14 protein-coding genes are annotated in these 16,742 nt (G+C 66.9%); 10 read left to right on the top strand and 4 right to left on the bottom strand.

Translation table 11 applies throughout. The features are described from left to right. Window positions 1-5: 5 nt before the first annotated feature. From ACJMKX_RS16625 to ACJMKX_RS16605, 5 genes are all read left to right on the top strand, one after another. A complete protein-coding gene (locus ACJMKX_RS16625) occupies window positions 6-3,677 on the top strand; it encodes a bifunctional proline dehydrogenase/L-glutamate gamma-semialdehyde dehydrogenase (protein WP_405227911.1) in 3,672 nt (1,223 codons plus the stop codon). A gap of 174 nt (window positions 3,678-3,851) precedes the next feature. Continuing rightward, a complete protein-coding gene (locus tag ACJMKX_RS16620) occupies window positions 3,852-5,510 on the top strand; it encodes a cbb3-type cytochrome c oxidase subunit I (protein WP_405227909.1) in 1,659 nt (552 codons plus the stop codon). Beyond that, window positions 5,507-6,112, top strand: coding sequence for a cbb3-type cytochrome c oxidase subunit II (locus ACJMKX_RS16615; protein ID WP_405227907.1), 606 nt, complete (start codon window positions 5,507-5,509; stop codon window positions 6,110-6,112). Before ACJMKX_RS16620 ends, ACJMKX_RS16615 begins: the two co-directional genes overlap by 4 nt. After that, window positions 6,105-6,689: a c-type cytochrome gene (locus ACJMKX_RS16610; protein ID WP_405227905.1), complete on the top strand. Its 585-nt coding sequence runs from the start codon at window positions 6,105-6,107 to the stop codon at window positions 6,687-6,689. The genes ACJMKX_RS16615 and ACJMKX_RS16610 overlap by 8 nt, the downstream gene beginning before the upstream one ends. Further along, complete coding sequence (locus ACJMKX_RS16605) at window positions 6,690-8,855, top strand: heavy metal translocating P-type ATPase (protein WP_405227903.1); 2,166 nt, start codon at window positions 6,690-6,692, stop codon at window positions 8,853-8,855. It begins immediately after the preceding gene. On the opposite strand, the gene ACJMKX_RS16600 is transcribed toward ACJMKX_RS16605, so the two are convergent. Beyond that, the gene (locus ACJMKX_RS16600) at window positions 8,852-9,607 is read right to left on the bottom strand and encodes a class I SAM-dependent methyltransferase (RefSeq protein ID WP_405227901.1); all 756 of its coding nucleotides are present in this window, start codon (window positions 9,605-9,607) and stop codon (window positions 8,852-8,854) included. The two genes, ACJMKX_RS16605 and ACJMKX_RS16600, sit on opposite strands and share 4 nt — an antisense overlap. Before the next feature lie 37 nt (window positions 9,608-9,644). Continuing rightward, window positions 9,645-10,070 carry a DUF7670 domain-containing protein gene (locus ACJMKX_RS16595; RefSeq protein ID WP_405227899.1) on the bottom strand — a complete coding sequence of 142 codons (426 nt, stop codon included), beginning with the start codon at window positions 10,068-10,070 and terminating at the stop codon, window positions 9,645-9,647. 108 nt (window positions 10,071-10,178) lie between these two features. On the opposite strand from ACJMKX_RS16595, the gene ACJMKX_RS16590 reads away from it, so the two are divergent. Then, complete coding sequence (locus ACJMKX_RS16590; protein WP_405227898.1) at window positions 10,179-10,535, top strand: IS3 family transposase; 357 nt, start codon at window positions 10,179-10,181, stop codon at window positions 10,533-10,535. Between the two features lie 41 nt (window positions 10,536-10,576). Here ACJMKX_RS16590 and ACJMKX_RS16585 read toward each other — a convergent pair whose 3' ends face one another. Further along, the gene (locus ACJMKX_RS16585) at window positions 10,577-11,734 is read right to left on the bottom strand and encodes an MFS transporter (protein ID WP_405228075.1); all 1,158 of its coding nucleotides are present in this window, start codon (window positions 11,732-11,734) and stop codon (window positions 10,577-10,579) included. A 222-nt stretch (window positions 11,735-11,956) separates the two neighbouring features. Here ACJMKX_RS16585 and ACJMKX_RS16580 point away from each other — a divergent pair, with 222 nt between their 5' ends. After that, on the top strand, window positions 11,957-12,856 hold the full coding sequence (locus ACJMKX_RS16580) for a CHAD domain-containing protein (RefSeq protein WP_405227896.1): 900 nt from the start codon (window positions 11,957-11,959) through the stop codon (window positions 12,854-12,856). Between the two features lie 17 nt (window positions 12,857-12,873). On the opposite strand, the gene ACJMKX_RS16575 is transcribed toward ACJMKX_RS16580, so the two are convergent. Next, the gene (locus tag ACJMKX_RS16575; RefSeq protein WP_405227894.1) at window positions 12,874-14,106 is read right to left on the bottom strand and encodes a cation:proton antiporter; all 1,233 of its coding nucleotides are present in this window, start codon (window positions 14,104-14,106) and stop codon (window positions 12,874-12,876) included. Window positions 14,107-14,246: 140 nt separating this feature from the next. Between ACJMKX_RS16575 and ACJMKX_RS16570 the strand changes: the two genes are divergently transcribed. From ACJMKX_RS16570 to ACJMKX_RS16560, 3 genes are all read left to right on the top strand, one after another. Then, the gene (locus ACJMKX_RS16570; protein ID WP_405227892.1) at window positions 14,247-15,692 is read left to right on the top strand and encodes a flavin-containing monooxygenase; all 1,446 of its coding nucleotides are present in this window, start codon (window positions 14,247-14,249) and stop codon (window positions 15,690-15,692) included. Between the two features lie 27 nt (window positions 15,693-15,719). Then, window positions 15,720-16,040, top strand: a complete 321-nt coding sequence (locus ACJMKX_RS16565) for a DUF6489 family protein (RefSeq protein ID WP_405227890.1) — start codon at window positions 15,720-15,722, stop codon at window positions 16,038-16,040. A 237-nt stretch (window positions 16,041-16,277) separates the two neighbouring features. Continuing rightward, window positions 16,278-16,553 (top strand): RNA recognition motif domain-containing protein, encoded by a 276-nt coding sequence (locus tag ACJMKX_RS16560; protein ID WP_405227888.1) that lies wholly within the window; start codon window positions 16,278-16,280, stop codon window positions 16,551-16,553. Window positions 16,554-16,742: the final 189 nt, after the last annotated feature.

Here is a 16,742-nt window from a genome sequence, read left to right as displayed (position 1 = left end):
GTGACATGGTCGGCAAATCCGCGCAGCCACTGACGGGCGACCTCTCGACCCTGCTGGCGGATCTGCCGTTCGACGAAAACGCCGAAGCGCCATCGCTTGCCCAGCAGGCGGTGGCGCTCGCACGTCTGCTCCAGCGCCGCGCCACGGCGCTGCAGACCCCGGCCGAGCGCAAGCAGCAGCACGAACTCGCCCGCATGATGGCGTCGCCTCACGACAAGGCGACGCTGATGCAGATGACCGATCAGTCCATGCGCTCGGACCGCGCGCGCCGCGCGGTCGATCAGCTCACCCATATCCTCGACGTGCAGGGCGTGCCCCGGTTCTTCACACCCTTCGATCGCGCGATGCTGCGCGGCTTCCAGTCCTTCGGCGGCTGGCTGCCGGGCGTCGCCGTGCCGCTGGTGCAGGACAAGATGCGCCAGGAGACGGCCAACGTGATTCTGCCCGCCGAGGAGGACGTGCTGCCGAAGCACCTGCAGGCCCGGCAGAAGACCGGCCTGCGCATGAACGTGAATTTCCTCGGCGAGGCGCTGCTCGGCGAGGAAGCGGCCAGCGCCCGGCTCGCCGGCTACCTGGCGGCCCTGGCCCGGCCGGAGATCGAATGCATCTCCGTGAAAGCGTCCACCATCTACTCTCAGGTTTCCTCGCTCGCCTTCGAGAACACCGTCGAGGTCCTGAGCGAGCGGCTGGAGAAGCTCTACCGGGAGGCCTCGGCGCGGCGCTTCACCCGCAGTGACGGCACCGAGGTGCCGAAGTTCGTCTACCTGGACATGGAAGAGTACCGGGACATGAGCGTCACTTCCGAGGCGTTCATGCGAGCGCTGGAGCGCCCGGGCCTGGAGCAGACGGGTGCCGGCATCGCGCTGCAGGCCTATATCCCGGATTCATACCTCGTGCAGAAGCGCATCAACACCTGGGCGAGGCGGCGGGTGGCGGCCGGCGGCGCGCCGGTGACCATCCGGCTGGTGAAGGGCGCGAACCTCGAGATGGAGCGGGTGGAGGCCTCCATCCGCGGCTGGCCCCAGGCGCCCTACAAGACCAAGGCCGAGGTGGATGCCAACTTCAAGCGCATGCTGCACGAGGGCATGGTGCCGGAGAGCCTGGTGGCCGTGCATCTCGGCGTCGCCTCCCACAACCTGTTCGACGTGGCCTATGCGCTGATCCTCGCCGCCCGTGAGGGCGCGCTCAGCCGGGTGCAGTTCGAGATGCTCGAGGGCATGGCCAATCACCAGCGCCGGGCTCTGAACGAGCTCACCGAGAATCTGCTGCTCTACGCGCCGGCCACGAAGCGCGAGGACTTCATCCACGCCATCGGCTACCTGGTGCGCCGGCTCGACGAGAACACCGGCCCGGACAATTTCCTGGCCCATTCCTTCCGCATCGAGGTGGGCAGCGAGGAGTGGCATGAGCTGGAGCAGCAGTTCCTGGCCTCGTTCCTGCTGATCGACACCCTGTCCGACGGGCCGCGCCGCACCCAGGACCGCCGCGTCGAGGAGCGGGGGCCGGTGACGTCGGCACCGGAGCTCGTCACGTTCAACAACGAGCCCGACACCGACTTCTCGCTGCCCCAGAACGTCGAATGGGCGAAGACGCTGATCGCCGAGTGGTCGCAGGTGCGCGGCGATGCCGCCATGGACCTCCCGCTGGTGATCGCCGGCGAGGAGCGGCGCGGCGATCGCGCAGCGAAGGAATGCCGCGACCCCTCCCGGCCCGGCGAGGTGGTGGCGCGCTATCCGGACGCCACGGAGGCCGATCTCGAGGATGCACTCGCCTGCGCCGAGGCGGATCCGGCCGGCTGGCGGTCGCGCTCGCCGGAACAGCGCTGCGCGATCCTCGGCGAGGTGGCCGGCAACCTGCGGCTGGCCCGCTCGCGCCTGATTGGTGCCGCCATGGCGGACGGCGGCAAGACCATCCCGGAGTCGGACCCGGAGGTCAGCGAGGCCATCGACTTCGTGGAGTTCTACCGCCGCAGCGCGCTGTACTTCCATCGCCTGCCGGGGGTGGAGGCGAAGCCGAAGGGCGTGGTGGCCGTGGTGCCGCCGTGGAATTTCCCCATCGCCATCCCCTGCGGCGGCGTGGCTTCCGCGCTCGCCGCCGGCAACTGCGTCATCCTGAAGCCGGCCTCGGCCACCGTGCTGGTGGCCTGGGAACTCGCGCAGGCCTTCTGGGCCGCCGGCGTACCGAAAGAGGCGTTGCAGTTCATGCCCTGCCGGGGCTCGGGCGTGGGCGCGCAGCTCGTCGCCGATGCGCGGGTGGATGCCGTCATCCTCACCGGCGGCACGGATACGGCGCTCACCATGCTGGATGCCCGCCGCGACATGAATCTCATGGCGGAGACCGGCGGCAAGGACGCGACGATTGTTACCGCCCTGGCCGACCGGGACCAGGCGGTCGCGAACATCCTGCACTCCGCGTTCAGCCACAGCGGCCAGAAGTGCTCGGCCACGAGCCTGCTGGTCCTGGAGGAGGAGGTCTACGCCGACGAGGAATTCCGGCGCATGCTGAGCGATGCGGTGGAGAGTCTGCCGGTGGGCCCCGCGTGGGATCGTCGTACGCGGGTCGGTCCCCTGGTGACGCCGCCGGGCGAGGACCTGCACCGCGCGCTGACCACGCTGGAACCCGGCGAGGAGTGGGCGGTGGAGCCCAGGGTGGATGCGGACAACCCGCAGCTGTGGTCGCCGGGAGTGAAGTACGGCGTGACGCCGGGCAGCTATACCCACATGACCGAGTTCTTCGGGCCGGTATTGGCGGTGATGATGGCTCGTGATCTCGACGAAGCCATCGAGTTCGTGAACCAGACCGGCTACGGACTGACCTCGGGCATCGAGAGCCTGGACGACCGCGAGCAGGCCGAGTGGAAAGACGCCATAGCGGCCGGCAACCTGTACGTGAACCGCGTGACGACCGGCGCGGTGGTGCTGCGCCAGCCGTTCGGCGGCTTCGGCAAGTCCGCCTTCGGTCCCGGCATCAAGGCCGGCGGCCCGAACTACGTGGCCCAGCTGATGGACTTCAGGGACCGTGACCTGGAGGAGACGGCGGTGACGGAGGGCCCGGTGGCTGAGTTCCAGCAGGCCCTTGCGGACGTGCGTGGCGGCTCCTCGTTCCCGGACCACGAGATCGACCGGCTCATCCGTGCCTGCGCCAGCTACCAGCGCAATTACCGCGAGGAATTCGCCCGCGAGCATGATCACTTCCGGCTGCTCGGCCAGGACAACATCCGCCGCTACCTGCCGGTGCCGGTGGTGCGCATCCGCGTGCATCCCGACGACAGCGTGTTCGAGGTCTATGCGCGCGCGGTCGCGGCGCACGTTGTCGGCGCGAGAGCGGTCGTGAGCGTGCCGTCCGGGACGGAAAGCACCGTGGTGGAGCGGCTGGAGACGCTGACGGAATCCTGGGCCGGCGGCATCGAGTTCGTGCGCGAGTCCGACGAGGATCTGGTGCGGATGATGCGGGCCGGTACCGTGGGCCGGTTACGCTACGCGCGCCCGGAGCGCGTGCCGGAGACACTGCTGCGCGCATCCGCCGAGACCGGTGTCTACATCGTGCGCACGCCGGTGCTGGCCGAAGGCCGCATCGAGCTGATCGGGTATCTGCGCGAACAGAGCATCAGCGACGACTATCACCGCTACGGCAATCTCGGCGAGCACGGGGCAGAGAACCGCGCCGAACCGCTGTAGGAGGGCCTTCAGGCCCGATCCTGGATTCTTCGACAATACCTGTCCACTGGCCGACAGCGCCGCCGCCACTCATCCGGCGCAACCTCTCCGTCGAAAAGCGAATCAAGTAACCGCCAGGGTGCCGGTTCCTCGCGGATTCGTTGTCGGGGCCGGTGTCCACTTCCAGAGGCATCCATGACCACAGCCATCGCATTCCTGCTGGCCGCCACCTTCCTGATCTCGGTCGGCGGACTGGCGCTCCTGATCTGGGCGCTGGCCAACGACCAGTTCACCATGGGGCCACGTGCCGCGCGCACGATCTTCGGGCCGGGCGAGGTCGGCCGGGTGGAGGATCCGGCGACGCCGCAGGCCGCGCGCCGTGAGATGCAGCGCGAACGCGGCGCCGTCGAGGAGCCCGGGCGGGAGGGTCAGCAGGAAGAACTCGAGGCCCGGGCACAGGCGGATCGATCATCCCGCGTGCCTGTGGTCTGGTGGCTGTCGTCTTCCCTGGTCTGGCTGCTGGTCGGCTCCGCGCTCGGCATGATCGCGTCGCTGAAGCTGCACATCCCGGAGTGGCTCGTCGGGGACGCGGCGCTCACCTTCGGTCGGATACGGCCCGCCCACCTGAATGTGGTCGCCTATGGCTGGGCGTCGATGGCCGGTGTCGGGGTCGGCATCTGGCTTATCCCGCGACTGTTCAAGGTCCGGCTGCAGGGTGCCACCTACGCGACGAGGGGCGCGATCATCTGGAATCTCGGCGTCCTGGCCGGCACGGCGGCGCTCCTGGCCGGTTACACCGATGGCATGGAATGGCTGGAGTTCCCCTGGCCCATCGACATCGCCCTCGTCATTGGCGGCGCGCTGGCCGCGGTGCCGCTGATCCTCTCCCTGCTCGAGCGGCGTGTGCAGCATCTCTACGTCAGCAGCTGGTACCTGCTGGCCGCGCTCATCTGGTTCCCGATGCTGTTCGTCACCGCGAACGTCCCGGACCTGTTCAACGGCGTCGAGCAGTCGATGCTGAACTGGTGGTATGCCCATAACGTGCTCGGCCTCTGGATGACGCCGCTCGGTCTCGCCGCGGCCTACTATTTCATCCCGAAGATCGTCGGCACACCGATCTACTCCTACAGCCTGTCGCTGATCGGTTTCTGGGCGCTCGCGCTGTTCTATTCCCAAGTGGGCCTGCATCACCTCATCGGGGGGCCGGTGCCCACCTGGGCCGTGACTATTTCCATCGTGCACAGTGTGATGATGGTGATACCGGTGCTGGCCGTCGCCATCAATCACCACATGACGGTGGCGCGACACTGGCGGCTGCTCGTGTATTCGCCGACGCTGCGCTTTGTAACACTCGGCGCCATCGCCTACACGCTGTCGTCGGTGCAGGGCTCGCTGCAGTCGCTCCGTGAGGTGAACACGATCACCCACTTCACGCATTACACGGTGGCCCATGCGCATCTTGGCCTCTACGGTTTCTACTCGCTGATCATGTTCGGCAGCATCTATTTCATCCTGCCGCGTCTCACCGGGCGTGAATGGCCGTACCCCCGCGCGATTGCGGCGCACTTCTGGCTCGTCTTCGTCGGCTTCGGCGTCTACTTCATCCCGCTCAGCATCGGCGGCTGGCTGCAGGGAGTCGCGATGCTCGATGCCACGCGGCCGTTCATGGAGTCCGTCAATCTCACCAAGCCCTATCTGTTCTGGCGCTCGGTCGGCGGTGGACTGATGACCCTCGGGCACATCGTGTTCGTTGTGCATGCCCTGGTGGCGCTGCTGCGCGGCCGGCCGGTCCGTGAAGAGGCGACGCTTTTCCGGCCCCTGCCGGCCGACGCCGCGGGGAGGACGACATCATGACCCGCGCGCTCGGTATCGTCGCCGCAGCCGCCATGATCCTGCTCTTCGCAGCGCTCATGATCGTGGTCATGCCGGCCATCCAGCTGCAGGGCAGCACCCGCGCACCGGAGGGCCTGCAGCCTTACTCCGAGCGGGCCGAGCGCGGCCGCGAGGTCTATGTCAGCCTCGGCTGCGTCTATTGCCACAGCCAGCAGCCCCGTGATCCCTCGGTCGCGCCCGATGGCCAGCGCGGCTGGGGCCGGGCGGCCGTGCCCGCGGACTTCATCTACGACTCGCCGCACCTGCTCGGCTCCATGCGCACCGGGCCGGATCTCCTGAATATCGGCGCGCGCCAGCCGAGCCTCGACTGGCATCTCGCGCATCTGTATAACCCGCGGGCGGTCTCGCCGGGCAGCACCATGCCCTCTTATCCGTTCCTGTTCCAGGTCGTCGATGCGCCCGCCGCAGACGACGTCACCGTGCCGCTGCCTCCGGACTATGCACCGGCGAACGGCGTTGTCATCGCGAAACGCGACGCGCTGGCCCTGGTCCAGTACCTGAGGGAACTCGACAGGACCTATCCGGTGGACGTACTGCCCGTCAGCGAGGAAGGCGATGAGTGATCGGGACGATAAGGTCAGACGGCGCGAACGCGACGAGCCTGAGGAATTGCAGAGTCCGGTCCCCCGCGAGCTGGCTGTCATCTCCATCCTGCTGCTCGCCTGGGGTGCCTGGTACTACTTCCAGAACACCGGCTATCCGGTGGCCGCAGGCGACCGGCGCACCGCGGTCGCGACCGTCGCCGGACGCGGCGTTGACGGCAGCGTCGTCTATGCCGGCAACTGCGCCGCGTGCCATCAGGCCAACGGCATGGGACTTGCCGGCGTATTCCCGCCGCTGGTGGAGTCGCGCTGGGTGCTCGAGAACGACGAGCGGCTCGTCCAGATCCTCCTGCACGGCGTCCAGGGCGAAATGGTCGTGAAAGGCGAGGCCTACAACGGCGTGATGCCGGCATTCCCGCAGCTGAGCGACGCCGAGCTGGCCGCCGTGCTCACTTACATCCGCACGTCCTGGGGCAATGCGGGCGCTCCCATCAAGGCGGATCAGGTCGGCGCCGGCCGCGACCGATTACCGGAGCGCGGCACCTGGCAGGGCGGCGCGGAACTCGACGAAGTCTTCCCGCCGGACGGAGGACCGTAGTTGAGCGCGGCGCGTCGCGACGTACTCACCGTCGACGGCATGTTCTGTGCGGCCTGCGCGGCCAGTGTCGAAGCGGTACTGGCACGGCAGCCGGGGGTCGCCAGTGCTGCCGTGAATTTCGCGGCCGATGCCGCCGTGGTGGAGTGGCAGCCGGGCGCGCACGACACGGCGCCGCTCGTCGATGCGGTGCGCAGGCTGGGCTACGACACGCGGCTGATCGGCGACGATAGCGCCGCCAGGTCACCCGCGGGCGATCCGGCGCGGGATCTCGGTCTGCGCCTCATCGTGGCGCTCTTCTTCGGCATGTGGGCGATGCTGCCATCGATCGTGCTGTATCTCGACGTGGTAACGGATCCATCGTCCCGTTACGGGCTCGCGCTTGCGGCCGGCCTTTTTTCCCTGCCCGTCGTACTCTATGCCGGTTTGCCGTTCTACCGGATGGGTATCGCGACGCTGCGGCACGGTGTCGCAGGTGTCGATGCGCTGGTGACTGTCGGCGTGGCGGGCAGCCTCATTCTCTCCGGGATCGCGTTGCTGTCCGGCGGGGCGGAGGTGTATTTCGAAGTGGCGGTCGCGCTGGTCAGCCTGCAGCTGATCGCCCGACTGCTGGATCTGCGCGTGCGGCGCAAGGCCCGGGATGCCGTCGTGGGTCTGCTCGAACTCGCTCCGACGAGGCTGACGGTCGTGGATGACGACGGCGTCAGCCGCCGTGTCGCCCTGAAGGAGGTCGGCCCGGGCGATGCGGTCCGCGTCGGAACGGGCGAACGGCTCGCCGTGGACGGGCGCATCTTCGCCGGCCGCGCCCGCATCGATCGCAGCCTGCTGACCGGCGAGTCCGATCCGGTCACGCTGGGTCCGGACGACAGCCTGCACGCCGGCGAGTACGTGATAGACGGTGCCTGCGACCTCCGTGTGACCGCTTCCGCCGGCAAGCGCCGCATCGACGGCCTCGCGCGCCAGGTGCGAGAGATGCTGGCCGCCCGTCCCGCCTGGCAGCGGGCCGCGGACACCGTCGCACGTCACTTCCTGTGGTTGTCCGTCCTGGCGGCAGCGGCAGGCGCAGCCCTCGTGCTCACTGCGGGCGGCACGCCGTCGGAAGCTGCCGTCCGTGCGCTCGCGGTGTTCGTGATCGCCTGCCCGTGCGCCTTGTCGCTGGCGGCCCCCATCGTCGGCCTCACGGCGTCGGCGGCTGCCGCACGCCGCGGCATCATCCTGCGCGATCTGAATGCGGTGACCGCCGCGGCGGTGCCCGATTGCGTCTTCATCGACAAGACGGGCACGCTGACCCTCGGCAGGCCGGGGGTGGTCGCCATGCACGTTTGCGGCGGCGCCGATGAGCGGCAGGTGCTGCGTGCCGCGGCCACGGCGGAGCACGCCTCGCCGCATCCGATTGCGCGCGCGCTGGTGGCTGCCGCGGAGGAATCCGGCATGTCCGCTGCGGCGCTCGCCGCAGCGGCAGCCGAGGGCGAACTCCACGAGTCACCGGGCCGCGGTGTCCGCTGGGCGCGGGGCGAGGGAACGATCGTCGTGGGGAGCATCGACTGGCTGCGGGCCGCCGGCGTCGATATCCCCGCACTGCCCGCAACGTCCGCGACACGCGCGGGTGTCGCCCGCAACGGTCGCCTCATCGGTGTCGTCGATCTGGAAGACGCACTGCGCCCGGGTATCGAAGAGGGGATCCGGTCCCTGCGGTCGCGCGGACTGGCGCCGGTCATACTGAGCGGCGACGGTCAGGGCCCGGTCGCTCGTATCGGCGCCCGGCTCGGCTGTGAGGCGCACGCAGGGCTGACGCCGGAGGAAAAGGTCCGCCGCATCGCGCAGGCGCGCAAGGCGGGTGCGACGACGGCGTTCGTCGGTGACGGCATCAACGACGGCCCCGCACTGGCCGCGGCCGACCTGGGTGTTGCCGTCGGTCAGGCCACCGACGCGGCGCGCTCGGCGGCAGCGGTATCGCTCGTCGAAGCCGATGCGACGGCGCTGCCGGCGCTGTTCGACCTGACCCGCCGTGCGCGCAGGATCGTCCGCGAGAATCTGACCTGGGCGATCGCTTACAACAGCGTCGCCATCCCGGCAGCGATGGCGGGATGGGTCCATCCGGCCGTGGCCGCGCTAGCCATGGCGCTGTCATCCGTCACCATCGTGCTGAACGCGCTCCGCGCGGGTTAGCTGTCGACCTTTCGTGCGATGTAGTACCCGTAGCTGACGAAGGACCGGTAGCGCTCGTAAAGCGAAATCTCGGTCTCCTCGGCGGCCACGATCGCCTGTGCCGCCTCCGAATTGCCGTGCCGATCCAGGAATGCCGGGAAGCGCTCCTGCATCGGTCGATAGTAGTTATCGAGCCAGCAGTGTTCGGGTAGTGGAAAATACCCGATCGGAGAGAAGCCGAGGCGCTCCAGGACAGCCATCTTGGCGGAGGCCGTGTCCACCTCGGGGTATTCCCGTTCCCAGTGTTTCTGCAGTTCTGCGGGGCGCCGGTTGGTCAGCCAGGTCAGCTCCGATATCGCGAGGATGCCGTCCGGTTTCAGATACGCGCGCCACGCCTCCACCCCTGCCGCGAAGCCCATGTTGTAGATCGCGCCCTCCGCCCAGATGGCGTCGTACGCGCCTTGTTCGAAGGGCAGCGACTCCATGGAGGCGGACAGAGTCGTGATGCGACCCGCGACGCCGGCGCGGTCAGCCGCCTCCTCGAGTCCGGCCAGGAACTCCGGCAGGAAATCGACGGCCGTGATGTCAGCGTCGAGAGTGCCGGCCAGCAAGAGCGTGGAGGCGCCGGTCCCGCACCCGATGTCCGCGATCCTCAGGTCCTTGGATCCTTTCAGGCCGGAGAGGGCAACCGCCAGACGGGTTTCGGCGTCTCCGCCCGGCCCCTGGCGTTGGCCGTCCTTGTGCAGGTCGATCAGGAGTTGGAGGTCGTCCATCGCTTTCTCTATCCGTGGTTCGGAGTCTCGATCCGAGTCAGCTGCTACGCCGCTTTTCGAGTCTCCAGCAGATCCAGTACAAGAGGATCGGCAGCCATAAAGCCAGAAAGACTGGATTCAGGACGCCTCTGGCGCTGAAGCCACCTGAGACGTTTCCGGGGAGCAGTCCCAGGAACATGATTATGAAGAAGCACCCGAGAACGATCGTGCCGAGGAAAGAGCTTGTGCGTTCCCATTTGAGCGCCAGGAACATCGCAACGATGTATGCGCCCATCAGCGCCAGTCCGATTGCTGCGAATGGCTCCAGTGGGCCGGATAGTGGATTACGTTCGCCCAGGGAGTATCCAAGGAACATAAACAGCAGGAAACCGGCGAGCACTACCCCGAGTATCCGGGCCGACCGTCTGATCACCACTATTGCAGCTCTTGTCCCTTCTCCGTCCGGCATTATGGCGTCGTCCATTCACGCAGAGCCGTAGCGCACTTCGTCGCTCAACCTTATTCGGAATGTGACAAAAGACGTAATCGTGGGTAACCGCGAAGATCGACGGCAGCGACCTCCCGGTAACCAGTGGTTGTCGGGGCGCTCACTATGGCACTTGGCTACCGTCAGCCTGACGGTCCGCTCGTACATCACTCCGATCGTGGCCCGCAGTATACGAGTGACGACTTCCGCGATATCTGCACGGATAACGGCATCGAGTGCAGCATGAGCGCTCGTGGCAGCTGCTACGACAATGCAGTGGTGGAGAGCTTCTTCGCCTCAATGAAGCGGGAGCGCTGCAAGTGGATGAAGTACAAAACCGGGGAGGAAGCAAAGGCAGATATCTTTGATTACATCGAGCGGTTTTATAACTCCAGACGTTCACATGCTTACCTGGGCTATCTCAGTCCCGTACAGTACGAAAACCGGCCCATGGGGACCTAATCAACTGGTCCGAAATATCGGTGCCAAACCATTCCGCCGCATCACCGCAGCCGTCGCACCCACACCGCCATGGCGATGCACACGGCCGCGAGGGACCAGAGCGGATAGCGATAGTCGCCGGTGGCGTCCACGAGCACGCCGAAGAGCACCGGCCCCAGCACGCCGCCGACCTGGGCGGCGGTGAAGAACAGGCCGCCGGCCGCGCCCATGTTGTCGCTGTTGATGCGCCGGCTTTCCATGAGCAGAAGCATGGCAATGGGGAAGATGCAGCTGCGCGAGATGCCCTGCAGCACCAGGCTGGTGGTCATCAGCGCCCGTGACTCGCTGTAGAGACCGAGCAGCGATATCGCGCCGACAATGCAGAGCAGCGCGAACAGGGTAACCCGGCGCGGCCCGACCGCCAGCCGGGGGATGACGAGCGTGGCGACGATGCCGACGGCGACCGGCACGGCGGACCAGGCGCCCGCGGCGGCCAGGCTGTAGCCCAGCGAATGCAGGGTCTCCGGCAGCCAGGCGCCCATGGAGTGGGCGAACAGGAAGACGCCGGCGGCCAGCAGGAGCACGTTTCGCACCGACGGAAAACGCACGAGTTCGACCACCAGGCCGATGTCGATCATCGAAGCGCCCGGTCTGCGGCGCTGGCCGAGGCGGCTCGTCGGCCGCGTCATGATGGCGAACCAGATGAGCGCGGCCGCCAGCAGGACCGCGGCGTAGATGAGGAAGACCGTGCGCCAGCGGTAATCCACCAGCGGCATCAGCACGGCGTTACTGAGGGTGAGGCCGAGGATGCTGCCGATGGCGGTGCTGGAGGTGTAGATGCCCATCGCGAAGCCGCGGGAGCGGTCATCGAACCACCGCCGGACCAGCTTCGGGGCGCCGATGGAGATGAGCGGCCCGCCGACCCCGTAGACCATCATTGCGATCAGCAGGGTCCAGTAGTCGTCGGCGAGCGCCCGCAGCGCGGCCGAGGCGGCAAGGATCAGAGCGGCGGCCAGCAGGCAGGGACGAAGCCCGAAGCGGTCGAGGAGTGAACCCGCCGGGATGGCGGTGAAGAGATATACGAACTGCCAGGCGCCGAGGATGGTGCCCATCGCCGCGCCGGAGAGGCCGAGGTCGGCGCGGATGGGTGTCACCAGCACCGCCGTGGCCGCCATCAGCAGGCCGAAGCAGCCGTACAGCAGGGAGACCCCGGCCAGCATCACCCAGCGGAAGCCGCTGCGCTCGGGCGAGACGGCATCGGCTGGCGTTACGGTCTGGTTTCCGGGTTCCGGTGAAGTCAGGGTCTGGGGTCCGCGTCGATGGCAGCCCGATGATAGCCGGGACGGCGGGACCGTGCCGCGGGCGGGCCGGCTTCCCCGTATTTATCGCTGCGGCGGCGGTATGCCACAGTGCGGTCAACGTTAGCGACGGAGAACCCGCCCATGGCCTATCGGCTGCTGGAGAACGAAAGCACCGAGGAGTTCCTGAAGCGTGTGGCCAGCGAACAGGTGGCGAAAGCGATAGAGGACCTCGAGGGCGCGGACGATGACCTGCACGAGGCCGTGCACGAGTTCCGCAAGCGTTGCAAGAAGATCCGCGGACTCATCCGCCTGGTACGGCCGGGCTTCCCGGACTATTCCGCCGAGAACGCCTGGTTCCGGGATCTGGCCGGCGAGCTCTCCGCGCTGCGCGATGCGACCTCGATGCAGGAATCCGTCGCGGCTCTGTTGCAACACTACGCCGACGATCTGGACGAGGACGCCTACAGCGGCATCGATGCATGGCTCGGCAAGCGGCGCGAGACCATGACGCAGGAGTGCGACGCACGGGAAAAAGTGGACGTGATCCGCGCAGAGCTGCCGGCGGCGCTGGCACGCATCGAAGGCTGGCGGCTCGATTCGGTCGGGGTGGACGCGCTGGAGGCGGGACTTGCGAAGACCTACAAGCGGGCGCGCAGGGCCATGGGGGTGGCGGCAGACGACGGCACGTCACGCGACTTCCACGAGTGGCGCAAACGGGTGAAATACCACCGCTACCACCTGCGGTTACTGACGCCGATCTGGCCGAAGGTGATCAAGGCACGCTACAAGGAGACGAAACACCTGAGCGATCTCCTCGGCGACGACCATGATCTTGCGGTGCTGCGCGCGACGCTGGAGGAGGAGGCCGGCGGAGCCGCCGCCGAGCGTGCCGCGCTGATCGCCCTCAGCCGGCGCCGCAGCGGCGGGTTGCGGGCGGAGGCGTGGAGCCTCGGGCGCCGGCTCTTCGTCGAGGAGCCGGAACGGTATGCGGCGCGCATGCTTGCGCTGATGGAGATCCGCAACGAGGAATCCCTGCGCTGAGACCCCTTGGCGCGCCCTCAGTTTCTGTCGCCACTCCCGAGCAGCCAGCGCAGCCACATGGGCGAGGCCACCGTGGTCACCACCGCCATGATGACGATGGCCGAGAAGAGGCTGCCCACCACCTCGGGCACCGGCTCCGGATGGGAGAACAGGCCTGCCTCCAGCGCGATGCCGGCCACGATCAGTTCGACGGCACCGCGGGCATTCATGCCGACACCGGTGGCCAGCGAATCGCGGTTGGAGAGACCGGTGAGTCGCGCGGCGACACCGGCGCCTGCCAGCTTGCCGAGGAAAGCCACGGCGATCATGGCCAGCAGGAAACCGGGCACGGCGGTGAGCGCTTCCAGCTTGATCGCCATGCCGATGGAGGCGAAAAAGATGGGTGCGAGGAAGCCGGCGGAGAAGGTCTCGATGCGGCGATAGAGCACCTCATGGACTTCCGGGTCGATGGTGTCGCGCTTGAAGAACAGGCCTGCCGCGTAGGCGCCCAGGATGAAATGCATGCCCAGCGACTCGGCCAGCACCGCGAAGCCGAGGCCCCAGGCCATGAGCACGCTGAACTCAATGTGGCCGATATGCAGCCGCTCGCTGAGCCGCCCGCTCAGCGGCATCAGGTAACGGCCCGCTAGGGTGACCAGCACGAAGAAGGCGAGCACCTTGCCGCCGAGGACGAGCAGGGTGTCCGCCGTCAGGCCGCCGCCGCTCTGCAGGAGTGCTGTCAGTATCGCGAGCAGGAACAGGCTGATGACGTCGTCGAACACCGCCGCCGAGACGATGATCTTGCCCACGGCGGTGTTCTGCTTGCCGAGATCCATCAGTGTTGCGATGGTGATCGGCACCGCAGTCACCGACAGCGCGACGCCGATGAACAGCATCTGGGCGAAACGCCAGTCCGACTCCGGCAGCCAGAGCCAGCCGAGCCCCATTCCCAGGGCCAGCGGCAGCGCCATGCCGCCGATGGCGACCGCCGCCGCGGATCCGGACGCCTCAGTGAGATCCTTCGGCCGCATCTCCATGCCGGCGAGCAGCATCAGGAAAAAAATGCCGAGCTCGGTGATGGCCTTGAAGACCTCGTTGTGGCTCACGTCGGCGAGTACGGGGAAAGTCTCGCTGAAGCTGGTGGCGAGGATGCCGAGGATGACGCCGGCGAGGAGTTCGCCCACCAGGACGGGCTGGCTGAAGCGTTTCGCGCACTCGCCGAAGACACGGGTGACGAGCAGCAGTACGAGCAGGATGTAGAAGAGTTCCATAGGCCCTCTTGTGACGCGATCGTGCTCATTATGGCATGAGCAGACTGCGGCCGCGCTGCGACGACGCATTATCGCCGGGCCCCGAATTCGGTAGACTGGCGGCCTATGGAGACCGAACAGCCTGCAAGCGAAGGGGCGCCATGCGCATCGCCATAGTCGGTACCGGTTTCTCCGGTCTGTGCATGGGCATCAAGCTGCGGGAGGCCGGCTTCGAGGACTTCACCCTGTTCGAGAAGGCCGATGCCATCGGCGGCACCTGGCGAGACAACACCTATCCGGGTGCCGAGTGCGACATCCCCTCGGCGCTGTATTCCTATTCCTTCGAGCCGAACCCGCGCTGGGCCCACAAGTGGTCCCACCAGCCCGAGATCCTGCGCTACATGGAGTATTGCGCGGCGAAGTACGGGCTGTATCCGCACATCCGCCTCAACACCGAAGTGGAGGAGGCGCGCTGGGACGACGGCGAGTGCCGCTGGCATCTGACGCTTGATGACGCCTCCGAGGAGGTCTTCGACGTCTTCGTGACCGGCGTCGGTCAGCTCAGCCGGCCCTTCGTGCCGGAGTTACCAGGCCTCGATGATTTCGCCGGACCCTCGTTTCACTCCGCCCGCTGGGAACACGACGTCGAGCTTGCCGGGCGCGACGTCGTGGTGGTCGGCAACGCGGCCAGCGCGGTGCAGTTCGTGCCCCAGATCGCGCCGAAGGTGCGCTCGCTCACCGTCTTCCAGCGCACGGCGAACTGGATGCTGCCGAAGAACGACCGTGAGTACACCGAGTTCGAGAAGTGGCTGGGCCAGCGCGTGCCGTTCCTGCAGCGGCTCTATCGTCTGCGCATCTGGCTGATTAGCGAGCTGGTGCTCTACCCGATGATGGGGCTGAACCGGCTGTACAAATGGTGGGGCAGGCGGCAGACGCGAAAGTACGTCGAGGAGACCATCCGCGACCCGGCGCTGCGCGAGAAGCTCATACCGGACTACCCGTTCGGGGCCAGGCGCATCCTGTTCTCGGACGACTACTACGAGGCGCTGGACCGGGACAACGTGGAACTGGTGACGGAGTCCATCGAGCGGATCACGGCGAGCGGCGTGCGCACCCGGGACGGGCGCGAGATCCCGGCCGATGTGCTGATCCTCGCCACCGGCTTCTGCACCAACCCATTCCTCGCGCCGATGGAGATCACCGGTGCGAACGGCCGCGCGCTGCGCGATGCCTGGAGTGAGGGCGCGCAGGCGTACCTCGGCATCACGGTGGCCGGTTTCCCCAATCTGTTCATGACCTACGGCCCGAACACCAATCTGGGCCATTCCTCCATCATCATCATGATCGAGTGCCAGACGCGCTATATCGTGGAGTGCCTGGAGCTGATGCGCGAGCGGGGCGCCGAGCGCGTGGAGGTACTGGAGGACGTGCAGCGGCAGTACAACGAGAAGCTGCAGCGGCGCCTGGAACACAAGGCCTGGGCGCTGGTGGGACGCAGCTGGTACATGGACCACGGCCGCATAACCAACAACTGGGCCGGCACCACGCCGGAGTACTGGTGGCGGACCCGCCACTTCGACGAACGTAACTATCGCCTGGCACACTGAGCGGGCGGCAACGCAGAGGAAGACAGCATGAAGATCAAGCTCGAATTCGACCTGACCCCGAAGGAATTCCGCGACAGCCTCGGGCTGCCGGACGTGAGCGGGCTGCAGAAGAAGGCGGTGGACGCGCTGCAGAAGCGGGTGGAGAACGACATCAAGAATTTCGATGCATCGAAGCTCTTCAACGCCTGGGTCAGCCAGGGTCTGGAGACCTCGGCGCAGGTGCAGCGCTTCCTCGGCAAAGCCGTGGGCACGGCGCTGCGCGGCCGCCAGGCGCCCGATGCGACGATGGAGACGGAGGAAGACGAAGAGGCCTCCCGGCCGCCGCGGACGACGAAGAAGAAGAAATAGCCACCGACCGGCGGCTGACCGCGCGGACCGCAATTCTCCGAAGGCGGATGATAAATAAATCTGGTGTGGCGACAGCACCGGGAGTACACTGCGACGGCGTATGACGGGATTCCGTGTATTTCACGGTCCGCTCTGCGCAGCGTGAAGTGGGCCGAACCCCGGCCCGGTTTCCGTCAGAAGCTCGGCGGTCTGGCTGCCCTGACGGTGTTGTTCTACGGACCGCAGAGTGATTGAAAGATGACGAATATCTATGTCGGTAACCTGGCCTACAGCGTGACCTCCGACGACCTCCGCGAGGTCTTCTCCGAGTATGGTGAAGTCTCCAGTGCAAACGTGATCATGGACAAGTTCTCGGGCCGTTCCAAAGGATTCGGGTTCGTCGAGATGCCGGATTCGAGCGCTGCTTCGACAGCCATCGAGGCGCTCAACGAGCAGGACCTGCAGGGTCGGAACATGCGTGTGAACGAGGCGCGCCCGCGCGAGGACCGACCCCAGCGTCGCGACCGCTACTGATCGAGGCTCGCGCTTCGCGAGATCCCGTGACGCGAAAAGGCCGCCCCCGCAGGGTGTGTCAAAACCCCTGACAAAGAGGCGCAGGCGATAGAAAATACCCGTCACGCAAGTGGCGGGTATTTTTTTATGAGCTACGTACGGGGCGAGTCGCGCACGCAGGGGACGCTTTTCCCGACCTCACTGGACGAG

The organism is Lentisalinibacter sediminis (assembly GCF_040706615.1).
GTDB classification, from domain to species: Bacteria; Pseudomonadota; Gammaproteobacteria; order Steroidobacterales; family Woeseiaceae; genus Lentisalinibacter; species Lentisalinibacter sediminis.
This window is presented reverse-complemented; position numbering and strand designations above follow the sequence as displayed.